This window comes from Terrilactibacillus laevilacticus (genome assembly GCF_006517395.1).
Lineage (GTDB): Bacteria > Bacillota > Bacilli > Bacillales > Sporolactobacillaceae > Terrilactibacillus > Terrilactibacillus laevilacticus.
On record NZ_VDCY01000008.1, the window covers coordinates 40511 to 53010 of the forward strand.

Below are 12500 nucleotides of genomic sequence, written 5' to 3' on the forward strand. Positions count from 1 at the left end.
TGTATTTAAACAATGGCTGTTTTCGCAAAATTGTTGGTATCACTAGCCAAAAACAACGAGTCACTTAAAGTGCGAGTTCAAAAAGGTGACAAATTAGAAGCAAGAAGATCAAGGCGGCGCTGTTTTGAGGACCGGAATGTAGTTTTTTGCTACATGAGAACCGGAATAAACAAGCGGGCGCCGAGATTCGTAGCTTATCATTTGGTGACTTTTTAAAGCAACCTCTTAAAGCAATTAAAAAAGCGCATTCCAATGTAGGATTGCGCTTGGCGATTACATATGTAAAAAAACATCAACATATAAATCATCGAGTTGATCACAAGTTCCCTACGCTGGCATAATCCAGATCAGGTCAAGGGTCAAAGACTTGTGTCTTACTCTCAGCTGGGCACTACCAGCTCCCCTATTGCTAACATGATTAAATTTTACTATCAAACTAACACATAAATAACTAAATTTCAATATTATTTTTTTGACATTCAAAACGAAAGGAATAAACTAAAACTATATTGATAACTTCATAGCTATATAGCACTTTCTGAAAGGTCTTGATCATATGGCTATATTTAGTCAAAAGATTACCGTTTTAAATTTTGATGAATGCTATCAACAACAAAAAGAGTTGCTGCAAACCTTTCCCTATCGTTGGTTAAACCTAAATACCATAAAACAGACCAATCTGTACTGCGAACATGATTCTTTAATAAAAATTGAGAGAATACTTAAACAAAATGACCACCAGGGAATCACATTAATTGGTAGCGGTAATTATCATTACGTATCTCTAGCATTAATGGCTGATATTAAAGAACCTTTTACACTCATTCTGATGGACCATCATACAGACATCGAACCAGGTTTCGTGCCCGATCTCTTGTCTTGTGGATCTTGGGTTTATCATGCCTTGCGACTCATCCCAAATTTAAAACAAGTAATCATTGTAGGTTCACATACAGCCTTGCCGAAATATCTTTCTAAAACAATCAAACACAAAGTCAAGATATTCCCTAATTTCACATCAAATCAACTTCAAACCCTTGGGAAGTCAATTTTAACAGAGTATATCTATCTTAGCATTGATAAAGATATTTTTTCTCCTGACATTGTTCAAACAAATTGGGATCAAGGCACGTTACAATTACAAGAAGCTGAAAAATTAATTTCATATCTCCTTCATCATAAAACATGGCTAGGTGCAGATATTTGTGGTGAATGGAAAGATCTAGATGGGCAATCCTATCGATATTCCTCCCTATATGCTATCAAAAAAAATCAAGCGGCAAATCAAGAATTAATCCATACTTTGCTTTCTGTCTAATGACACAAAACTCCGAACTTGGGAGAACGTTCCCTTGTTCGGAGTTTGTTATTTTTACGCACTCAATAATTTAAGACTTTCTCGATTGAAAGCCGGAATATCGTCAGGTGTTCGGCTTGTGACAAGCTGATTTTTACATACAAATACTTCGGTATCATGGAAGTTAGCTCCAGCGTTTTTCAAGTCAACTTCAATTGATTTATAACCTGTAGCACCTCTGCCTTTAAGAGTTTCTGCTGTAATAAGTAATTGTGGACCATGACAAATGGCAAACACTGGTTTCATATCATCCATAAAAGCTTTTACAAAGGCAACAAAACGATCATCTGCCCTCAAAATGTCAGGTGAGAATCCGCCTGGTATAAATAAAGCATCGAAGTCTTCTGGCTTTGCTTCATCTATGGACAGATCAACTTGAACTTTTGTACCATGTTTACCAGTGATAGATGCTCCTTTTTGATTTTCAATAACAACAACTTCATGCCCTGCCTCTTTATATGCTTTAGCAGGTTCTGTAAATTCCGAGTCTTCAAATTCATTGGTTAAAGGAACTGCTATTCTTTTCCCCACGAATAAAACCCTCCTTTGATTTTGTCACAGGGATATTATACCCTTTTGAACAATAATAAAACCTAATTTAGGGATATAATTCCACAAAGAAAGGGTTTTCATTTTATAGAGGTTGTTCAAAAAGTCACCAAATGATAAGCTACAAATCTCGGCGCCCGCTTGCTTATTCCAGTCCTCATGTAGTAAAAACCTACATTCCGGTCTTCAAAACGGCGCCGCCTTGATCTTCTTGCTTCTAATTTGCTTCCTTTTTGAACACGCACTTATAGAACTATTTTTTTAAGCAAATTTATATTCATAAAAATAAAATAGAGTTATAATATGTAATAGAGCTAGGAAAAGTTTACTATATGAAGAGCATGAAAGTAAATTATAATCGGGCTGGGTTTTACAGACTTTTTATATGTAATACGTTTTTGTAAACGCTTACCGTATTTGTTCTTTATCATTACTTAAGACTTTCAACATTTTAAAAATGGTGTGGTTAGCGCTATACCACTTATGAGGGTGTAACAATTTGTGCCCTCCATGCAGTTAAGGATATCGGGAAATATCCATAACACTATTATATAACGTATTATGACCTGGCTTCTTTATAAAAGTGACAACTTTGTGAATTTGCTTTTTCATGTGTAAACTCGCTCTCAAAAACATAAAACATAATAGGAGTGATTAGGTATGAAAGCTGCAAGATGGCATAACCAAAAAGACATTCGAATCGAAGACATCGAAGAACCAAAAGTAGCACCAGGAAAAGTGAAAATTCAAATAAAATGGTGTGGTATATGTGGTAGTGATCTACACGAATATTTAGGCGGCCCAATTTTTATTCCTGTTGGTGAACCTCATCCCCTAACACATGAAGTAGCTCCTGTCACAATGGGACATGAGTTTTCAGGTGAAATCGTTGAGGTAGGCGAAGGTGTTAATAATTTTAAAATCGGCGATCGTGTGACTGTTGAACCTATATTTGCCACTCATGGTCATCAAGGTGCTTATAACCTTGATAAAGATATGGGCTTTCTTGGTTTAGCTGGTGGAGGCGGAGGTTTTTCAGAATACGTTTCCGTTGATGAAGAACTTGTCTTCAAATTGCCGGATCATGTTTCCTATGAACAAGGTGCTTTAGTAGAACCTTCCGCTGTTGCTTTGTATGCTGTTCGTTCTAGTAAAATCAAAGCAGGTGACAAAGCTGCCGTATTCGGTTGTGGACCAATCGGTCTTTTAGTCATTGAAGCACTTAGAGCAGCGGGTGCATCTACGATATATGCCGTCGAACTTTCACCAGAACGACAAGCGAAAGCAGAAGAATTAGGCGCAACGATTGTCGATCCAAGTAAGGTCGACGATACGGTCGCTGAGATTGCTAGACTTACAGATGGCGGAGTCGATGTAGCTTTTGAAGTTACGGGTGTACCTGTAGTTTTACGCCAAGCCATCCAATCGACTGGTATTTCTGGTGAAACAGTCATTGTCTCTATTTGGGAAAAAGGAGCAGAAATCCTTCCAAACGATATCGTTATTAAAGAACGTACAGTAAAAGGAATCATTGGTTATCGAAACGTCTTTCCTGCTGTCCTCTCTCTAATGGAACAAGGATATTTTTCAGCGGATAAATTGGTGACTAAAAAAATCGTACTTGATGACCTCATTGAAGAAGGTTTTGGCGCTCTTGTTAAAGAAAAAAGTCAAGTTAAAATTTTAGTTGAACCTAAACATTCTTAATCTCATTAAAAAGGCTCATGCTTTGAAGCATGAGCCTTTAGATTGTCGACAAAAGGTATCGAGAGCACGCTCTTCGGTGCCTTTTGTCAATTTTTGTATATGAATGGTAGGAGAAAAGGTTGATTTCCGCTTCAGGCGCTTGCTTTCCGGGGGGCGTTCGCCGAGCCTCCTCGTCGCAAGCTCCTGCGGGGTCTCGTCTGTAACGCTAATCCCCCAGGAGTCAAGCGCCTTCCGCTTCAATCAACTAGTACTCAAACAACTTGCCGTGTCCAAGTCGCTAGTTTTTCTTTAAATTTATGGCAGTAACTCCCGCGCAAAGCATCCACCCGCAGCGGAAATTCTTACCCGACTGATTCTTTTACTCTTTATTTTAAAATAAAAAAGACTGTAGGCTAATGTGCACCCCGAAAGTTAGACCTAAAAATTAACTTTTAGGGTGCAGTACAGGAAGTATGAGCCTTTTTGCATTTCAAAATAAAATTGGTTAACTAAACAATATTCCGCCATCTATCAGTACGGACTGCCGGTCATGTAATCAGAGTCATTAGACGTGAGATATGAAACGAAATTAACTACATCTTCTGGCTTTTCAACGTCCAAGTGTTATTTCTTCACTGTATTGCCTTAGTGTTTCACCACGTGGTACATTCATGTACCATCCCATTTTTTATCAATAACATCCCACATACTCGTCCCGAAAGTTCCAGGGCAATAAGAATTCACTGTAATTCCATACTGTGCAAGTTCTTGAGCAGCAACTTGCATTAGGCCTCTAACAGCATATTTTGTCATTGAATAAGTTCCAAGTACCTGAAAGCTTTATGTGATGCAATACTTGCTGCATTAATAATTTTACCACTTTTTTTTCATTTGTTCAGCTGCTGCTTGGAGTCCTTATAATGTACCAAATACATTTATTCTAAATATTTTTCTAAGTCTTCTTCTGTTACATTAAGAATGGGTTTTATTTGAGTAATTCCAGCATTAGAAACGTAAACATCTAACCTACCAAACTTATTAACCGTTTCATCTACATGATGGAAAACCTCATCACGGTTACTTACATCTGCTTTAACGGCTATACTCTCTCTACCTAACGAGGAAATTTCTTTGGAAACTGCCTCTGTCTTGTCCATGTTAACATCATTGATAACAACATTGAATCCGTCATTCGCTAATCTAAGGGCTATTGCTTTTCCTATTCCTTGCGCTGAACCTGTTACAATGGCTGTTTTTACATCGGTACTCATGTTAAATTCCTCCTTCTAGTTGGTAAAAAGACAATGGACTATAAGCTATTTTTAATACCTTTAGTTTATATTCTAGATAATCTAATTTCCCCTATGAAAAAAATTTCTCTGACAACTTCCCATATTTAACATTATTGATAACAACATTGAATCCGTCGTTCGCGAATCAAAGGATTATTGTTTCATATTTTTCTGCACTGAATCGACTCAGATTCTATACACTATTACAATTTATATGTTAATACTTTTGTGTCATTCATCAAAAAATCCCACGTATGTAGACTTTCATTTAGACGTTTTATATTAATTTTCAGTATCTTCTAATATAAATCTAAAAAAATAGAGGTTTTATAAGTATAAATGTCAAATATATATTCAACTAGAAGAAAAAGGAGAGAGAGAAATTATAGGAGTAAATTAAGTTTAATTATGATAGGATTCTTAATGTTATTGTCTATCCCATCTGTTTCTTTTGCAAGTGAGCAACCCCCACTAAATGGTGCTGGTGAATGGGATATTATTTATCAAGGTACAATTAATGCTAATGGAGGTAGAACACCAATTGCCTATTCAGGTGGTGGCGATGTAAGAGTATGTATTAATGGAGTTAATGCTTACAACTATGTGTCTCTACGGTTATATTCGGACAACGGTTCAGGAGATAGTGTTGATGATCCAGTTCTTCCTGAAATGAATTACTGGAATTCGAACAGTACACAAACAACAAGATTTTGTTTCAGTAAAATTGACGCTGACTTTTACAAAGATGGCTCGAATCATTTGGCTGAATTTTATGTTAAATCAACTGCAAGTTTTAATGACAACGTTGTAATAACCATCGAAGATTAATTATAAAAAAGGTAATCACACTAATCTGAACTTTATTGTTGATTAGTTAGTGATTGATTTTTAAATTTATACTAAAATTTAAACCAAGATTATTTCAATTGAACATATTGAGTTTTAACTATAAATGATCCTAATTTATTTTTTGATGCCACGTTATTTACTATATTGGATATATCTTCTTTTTTTTGACCGGTTATTTTTTGATTTTTATCTAGCAAAATAGTTATCGTTTTTTTATTAACGTCATATTCAAAGGTTGCAGCCCCTGTAGGTCGATAACCATTTGTTTTTAATTCTTCTGAAACTTTATTTAAAAAGTTTGATTTATACACTTTTCTTTCCATAGATGAAATATTTCGTTGATCTTGCTGTGTCACCACTTTTGGTTTATTGATTGTATTTTTAGCAGATGCAGGTATGTTGAATTGTAAATAGACGGCAATAGATAAACCAATTACACAGGATAGGATAATACTTCCTAAAACTATTTTATTTCTTATCATTTTATTTTCCCTCCTTTTTTACTGGTTATTTTATTAGTATTCAGGTAAGCAAGCATTTATACAATAGTAGTTCTCTCAAATATTAGTTTAACCTGAATTATTCATAGTTTAATTTTTTAAAGGAAATTCCCCATTAATTGAGTCTGAGGTTAAGTTCCCACCATCAAAATTAACCTTAATTCTTTTGTTGAAGTTAAGTGACTTTTCTATTACACTTTTCATTATGGAGTCCTCTTTGAATTGTGTTGGTGTGGTTACTTATACAATATCAAAGGAAGGGCTCCTTTTCACTTATTTAGTGAAAATCAAATATGAATTATTTGTTGATTTAATCGTGTTTTCCAAGGAATTGGATTCAGCTATGAATAATCTAGGGTTTAAATAAAAAAACTCACTAATCAAAAGTATTATGAGAGTTGTTGATTATAGAGTTATATTGATTTAGTATATCTGTTTAAGTTGTATAAAACAGCCCGTAATAGGACTGTTTTTTCTATTAATCAATATTTACGATAAGCATAAGGGTTTTTAGGTTTATCGACCTTTTGCCATTTTGTCACTTTTAAATAAGGAATCGTTTGTTTAAATGGTTGATAATAAATTGTTGAAAGTGTTCCTTCTGCTCTAATCCATTCATCGTCGTTATAGGATACGTTTTGTGGAAAATCCACCATCATGCCGAATACTCCTGCGTCAGCAATACAATGGATGATGCCAAAACGGAATAAGAATAATTGATTTTTTTTCAATGAATCCCCATGGTAAACGAAACCCTCAATCGACACTTGCTTATTCGAAAAATTACCTGGATAGTTATAAATGGTTTCTAATGCTCTTAGGAAATTATCATCATCTAAGTACAGATTATTTTTAGCACTATATTTTTTCAAATCAGACGCTAACATTTTTCGATACTCATCACTGCCATAGTATAGACTCGTGTTTGGACGCAAGATTTGATGATTTGCGTATTGGTCTTTATCATTATCAATTTCCGCAAAGTGAAATCCTTTAGCTTTGACAACATTTGAATCCAATGTCGCTATTGGTAGAAAAGTTCCCGTCACAAGCGGGAATAATAACAAACCATAGACAACAACTTTTTTATACCATGTATTTTCATCTTTTGAGTGATCATGACCACAATCTATATCATGATGATGCTCGTGCTTATGATTTCCTTCGTTATTCCACTTAATAATTTGATAAACCGTTAGAAAGCCCAGTACAAAAATCATGGTAAACGATAGATAGGAATATTTCATATTAATATATTTACTAATGTCTCCAGTTAAATGAAGATGTAAAAAAAGATACGTAAATCCAAATAAAATTATGATGCGAAACATATTCATCATCCTTTGAAAAATTATGCATGAAGTGAGAGTAAATTAACCGATAAACAGAGCGCCTACAAACACACTTAATGTTATTAGAAAGATTAACGTCACTACAAATCGTTTTTTGAATGTACTTAACATCATAATAAGATTTTTAATATCCACCATCGCGCCAAAAACCAGAAACGCTGTTAATGCACTTGGTCCAAAGGTTCCTCTAAATGATGAAGCAACAAATGCGTCAGCCTCAGAACAAAGTGACATAATAAATGCGAGTACGATCATGACAAGTATCGCCATGACTTTTGTGTCTCCGAATGTTAACAATGTACTTGTTTTAACATAGGTCTGCAAAGTAGATGCGATAAAGGCACCGAAAACAAGATACTTTCCCACTGAAAAAAACTCATCAATCGCATGATCAAATGTTCCTTTAATTTTTGCTAGAATAGTAGGTTTTGAATGTTCGTGGTGATGGTCATGATCATGATGATGACCATAATAGTCATGGTGATCACGATATTTCTTTAACTTTTGATCAATAAACTTTTTTAACTGATCCTCTTTAAATATAAAAGAAACCATTATCCCTACAAATATAGAAACTACAATGGCTAAACCACACCGATAAATAACCATCTGCCAACTATTCCCAAAGGCTACGTATGTAGCAAATATTACGACAGGATTAATAATTGGGCCAGCAAGCATAAAGGCGATAGCTGAATGAAGGGGTACACGCTTTTTAACTAAACGTTCTGTTATGGGAACAATACCACATTCACACGCCGGAAATAAAGCCCCCATGCACGTCCCCATCACGACCGAAGCATACCGATTTTTTGGAATAATTCTTGATAACATATTTTCACTGATAAACATTTGTATAAAAGCTGAAATAAAGACGCCAATCACAACAAAAGGGATTGCTTCTATCAGAATACTAATAAAAATCGTATTAAGTTGTAGAAAAGACTGACTGATCAATACATTTCTCCCCAATCATTTACAAACTTGTCCATAATCAAACAAGAAATCAAAGTAACCAAAATAAAAACAAGACTTATTTTAACATATTTATGATTGAAAAAAGATTATATGTAAATTTTTCAAAATGACATCATAACCCTTTAAGTGCGTGTTCAAAAAGGCGATAAACGAAAAGGGTTACTGGCTAAGTACGCTGGCATCCTGCAAGAAACGCCTGTACTAGCCCGTCCTGGGCGTCGGAAGATAAGAGCGGGCAGTTCCTGAGGACCGGCATTCCACATGATGTGGTAGCTTCAGGAGCCAACCACAGGACATGAGCGATTTTAGCCAGCGATCCTCTTATATTACACTACATGAGGACCGGAAAAACGAGTGGGCGCCAAGATTCGTAGCTTATCATTTGTTGACTTTTTGAACAACCTCTTTAAACAAAAATAAAAAGCCTCACCATACCATATGTGGGCTTTCTAAAATTGAATCATTATTTTTTATTTAAAGGTTTTTTGGCTGGTCCTTCCATAACCTCTCCATTTGGCAAAAATCGAGATCCGTGACACGGACAATCCCATGTTTGATCATGGTGATTCCATTGTACTTCACACCCTAGATGTGTACATGTTGTATCTACTATAAACATTTGACCATCTTTATCCTTATAGGCTCCGCATTTTTTCCCGTTTATGACAACATTTGCACCTTCTCCTGGTTGAAGCTCATCAACTGATTTCGTTTTCTTTGGAAGTTTGCCTTTGATTAATTCAGCCGCTACGTTAGCATTTTCTTGAATAAACTTTTTAATTGAAGGATCGGCATAAAAACGTTCTGGGCTATAAAGATCTTTATAAGGATTTTCTTTGCCTAAAATAAGATCACTAATTAGCTTAGATGCTACAGTAGACAAAGTCATACCCCATTTTCTGTATCCTGTTTCAATATATATGTTATGTTGTTTCGAATTTACCAATCCAATGTAAGGGATCTTATCCAATGTTTCATTGTCTTGAGCAGACCAGCTTTGATATTCTTCTTGAATATTAAATACAGATCTTCCGAAACTGAGAAGATTATCGTAATGCCGATTTTCTGCCTTATCTTGTCCCGCTTTATGACCGTCTCCTCCAAAAAACACAATAGTTTCTCCATCATGAGTTGTTGAACGTATTGACCTTGTTCCATCATCTGGAGTGTAATACATTCCACCTGGATACTCATCACTTACTCGAGTAGCCACTAAATAAGATCGATAAGGAAATAATTTGGCATAATATTGACCTTTCACGAAATATGGAACATGTGTGCAAAAAACCACATTATTTGTTGTCACTTCGAAACCAGACTGGGTTTTCACCTTTATCGAAGGTTCTGTATCGACACTATTGACGACCGTATTTTCAAAAATAAGCCCACCCAGCTTTGTCATTTCTTGAATCATATGGACAAGAAATTTGATTGGATGGAATTGCATTTGACCTTTCATACTTAGTGCTGAGATAACAGGAACACGAATAGGTAATGTGGTTAGCCACTCACTTTCAATCCCTAACTGTTGGTATGCCTTATACTCTTTCTTTAATAAATCATCTGTTTGCTTCGTTGTGGCATATATTATCGCATCCTGTTCTTGGTAATCACAATCAATGTGATCGGTTTTAATCATTTCTTTAATCCAATTTATTGCTTCAATATTAGAGTCAACATATTGCATTGTTTTTTCAACTCCAAAGTGTTGGATAAATTCATCATAGATCAGACCATGTTGAGCCGTAACCTTTGCTGTTGTGTGCCCTGTTGTACCATGAAGTAATTTATTGGCTTCTAGAAGAACAACCTTAACACCTTCTTTAGCTAATCTATACGCTGTTAAGACCCCGCTAATACCACCGCCCACAACTGTCACATCTGCTTGTATATCTTCTTTTAACGATGGAAAGCTCGGTATTTGACACGTTTCCAACCAATAGCTTGATAATTTTTCATCAAATGAATGCCCATCCTCAGACATCTAAAAACCTCCTTTTTTCTCTTTTACCCATTAATTCACTGTTTCTCACTTCAGTGTAGACAATCAAGAGGGGAATCTATTCATTTTATTTCATTTAAATGATAAACAAAAAAAGCAAACAAAGATTCGAGTCTTTGCTTGCTTTTTAATTTAATATTATTGTATGGCCTTATTTTATATAAAAATCCCCTGACGAGGTTCTTACATGAACAAGGTATTTCCCTCCACCTGTTTTTCCAATAATTCTATGTTCACTTTTTTCTTGGTAATTCATCTTTTGAATTGCTGACACTCCATCCCCTGAGGAACCTCTATAATTTAAAGCCAATGACTCTGGATTATGGAATATCATTGTCACATCACCACTTGAAGCTCGTGTGATTACATTGCCTGTTATCGTATGATTTTTAAGTGCTATATCTCCACTCGTACTTTCTGATTCGATACTGCCTTTCGTATTATTCATGACTACATCACCCGAGGATGAAATAACTCGAAAGTGTTTAGCTTGACTTTTACTTATCATAAGATCGCCACTAGATGCTTTTAAATATGCTTTTTCCAATATGTCTGATTGATTTATCAGACAATCACCACTAGATTCAATTAATTCAAGTTCTTGTGCCCTCATATTATCTAATTTTATATCACCCGAGGATGAATGCAAAGATAGCTTATTATATATTCTTTTTGGCACTTTAATATTTAATGTAGCATGATTAAAACCAAAATTAATAACAAAGAATTCTTTCTGCTTGATTAAAATCTTTGCTGTGTCGCCTTCTTTTTTCATTTCAAACACTACATTTTTTAAATAATTCTTATTCATCTTCCCACTTACAGTTGCGGTAATTTCATGCCCCGATGTGGGTAAAAGATGAACGTCTACTGAATTCGATTCGATACTGATTTGATTAATGGTCTGTCCATCTATTTTCTTTTGTTTGTAAATTGAATTTGCTCCTGATAATCCGAATACTTTAAAAGAAATTCCAAATCCTATCAGACCAATAACAATACAGACAATAGATATATAGATCAGTTTTTTCATCATTATTTATCACCTCGAATAACCCTTATATTAAATTTGAAATATTTCATTAAAATAAAATAGCCCCATTTTCCAATCTTTATCAATCCTATTCCAAACAATATTCCTATACCAAATAGAGCCATTGAACTAAATAACGTTAAAACAAACTGACTGATATCACCTTGAAAAAAAGTTAATATAATCGCCAACGGACTTAGAATAAAACCAAAAGCAGTCGCGCATAAGCCAAAATATACACCGATAATGGCACAAAGAGGACCTACAACAAAGATGAGATTAATAAATAGTAAGCCTATGGCAGATAGAATACTTCTCGTTCCCCAAGAAGCGGATCTTTTTTTCTCTTCTTTTATAAACCTTGTATCCTCTAAAAATTCCTTAGCAATTTCTATTGGGGTTCCTAATTCATCAATAATTTCTTCTTCCGTTTTTCCATTTTCTAATCCGATGGCAAAGTGCTCATTCATATCATCAAGAATATCTTGCCTCTCCACTTCAGGTATATGCCTCAAATTTAGACTAAGTTGTGTCATAAAATCATTTTTCTTCATTAGACGAGACTCCTTCCTCAATAAACTCATTCACAGCTTCAGCAAATTGATGCCATTCTGTAATTAAATCTTTCATATAGAGATTTCCTTTATCCGTTAATGAATAGTATTTTCTCGGTGGTCCTTCTGTTGATTCAGATAGATACGTTGTCAAATATTCTTCTTTGGTCAATCGGCGTAAGAGTGGATAAAGAGTTCCTTCAGCCACCTCGATACGGCTCGCTATGTTCTGAGCTAACTCATAGCCGTATTGATCTTTCTTCGAGATTAAGATCATGACACACAGTTCCAGAACACCTTTCTTAAACTGAACATTCAACTTTAACATCCTCTCTAGTATATTTTATC

The 12500-nt window shown here is 35.0% G+C and carries 11 protein-coding genes, 1 pseudogene and 1 riboswitch; of the genes and pseudogenes, 3 read left to right on the top strand and 9 right to left on the bottom strand.

The window, feature by feature from the left end; translation table 11 throughout:
- Positions 1–306 precede the first annotated feature (306 nt).
- Positions 307–415: riboswitch (TPP riboswitch) on the bottom strand.
- A gap of 141 nt (positions 416–556) precedes the next feature.
- A complete protein-coding gene (locus FG390_RS10300; RefSeq protein WP_141190954.1) occupies positions 557–1318 on the top strand; it encodes an arginase family protein in 762 nt (253 codons plus the stop codon).
- 54 nt (positions 1319–1372) lie between these two features.
- Here FG390_RS10300 and FG390_RS10305 read toward each other — a convergent pair whose 3' ends face one another.
- Positions 1373–1888: a type 1 glutamine amidotransferase domain-containing protein gene (locus tag FG390_RS10305; RefSeq protein WP_141190955.1), complete on the bottom strand. Its 516-nt coding sequence runs from the start codon at positions 1886–1888 to the stop codon at positions 1373–1375.
- A 678-nt stretch (positions 1889–2566) separates the two neighbouring features.
- On the opposite strand from FG390_RS10305, the gene FG390_RS10310 reads away from it, so the two are divergent.
- Complete coding sequence (locus tag FG390_RS10310) at positions 2567–3613, top strand: 2,3-butanediol dehydrogenase (RefSeq protein WP_141190956.1); 1047 nt, start codon at positions 2567–2569, stop codon at positions 3611–3613.
- A 484-nt stretch (positions 3614–4097) separates the two neighbouring features.
- On the opposite strand, the pseudogene FG390_RS10315 reads toward FG390_RS10310, so the two are convergent.
- Positions 4098–4863: pseudogene (locus FG390_RS10315) on the bottom strand (acetoin reductase).
- A 444-nt stretch (positions 4864–5307) separates the two neighbouring features.
- Between FG390_RS10315 and FG390_RS10320 the strand changes: the two are divergent.
- Entirely contained in the window at positions 5308–5712 is a 405-nt protein-coding gene (locus FG390_RS10320; protein WP_141190957.1) for a YndA family protein, read from the top strand.
- 89 nt (positions 5713–5801) lie between these two features.
- Here the strand turns inward: FG390_RS10320 and FG390_RS10325 are convergent, their stop codons facing one another.
- The 7 genes from FG390_RS10325 to FG390_RS10355 form a co-directional block, all read right to left on the bottom strand.
- The gene (locus tag FG390_RS10325; protein ID WP_141190958.1) at positions 5802–6215 is read right to left on the bottom strand and encodes a hypothetical protein; all 414 of its coding nucleotides are present in this window, start codon (positions 6213–6215) and stop codon (positions 5802–5804) included.
- 500 nt (positions 6216–6715) lie between these two features.
- Positions 6716–7564: a TIGR03943 family putative permease subunit gene (locus FG390_RS10330; RefSeq protein WP_141190959.1), complete on the bottom strand. Its 849-nt coding sequence runs from the start codon at positions 7562–7564 to the stop codon at positions 6716–6718.
- A 42-nt stretch (positions 7565–7606) separates the two neighbouring features.
- The gene (locus tag FG390_RS10335) at positions 7607–8542 is read right to left on the bottom strand and encodes a permease (protein WP_141190960.1); all 936 of its coding nucleotides are present in this window, start codon (positions 8540–8542) and stop codon (positions 7607–7609) included.
- Positions 8543–9026: 484 nt separating this feature from the next.
- Entirely contained in the window at positions 9027–10547 is a 1521-nt protein-coding gene (locus FG390_RS10340) for an FAD-dependent oxidoreductase (RefSeq protein WP_141190961.1), read from the bottom strand.
- Positions 10548–10716: 169 nt separating this feature from the next.
- Positions 10717–11601 carry a DUF4097 family beta strand repeat-containing protein gene (locus FG390_RS10345; protein WP_141190962.1) on the bottom strand — a complete coding sequence of 295 codons (885 nt, stop codon included), beginning with the start codon at positions 11599–11601 and terminating at the stop codon, positions 10717–10719.
- Positions 11601–12152, bottom strand: coding sequence for an HAAS signaling domain-containing protein (locus FG390_RS10350; protein ID WP_181406461.1), 552 nt, complete (start codon positions 12150–12152; stop codon positions 11601–11603). The genes FG390_RS10345 and FG390_RS10350 overlap by 1 nt, the downstream gene beginning before the upstream one ends.
- Positions 12139–12471, bottom strand: coding sequence for a PadR family transcriptional regulator (locus tag FG390_RS10355; RefSeq protein ID WP_141190964.1), 333 nt, complete (start codon positions 12469–12471; stop codon positions 12139–12141). The genes FG390_RS10350 and FG390_RS10355 overlap by 14 nt, the downstream gene beginning before the upstream one ends.
- Positions 12472–12500 lie beyond the last annotated feature (29 nt).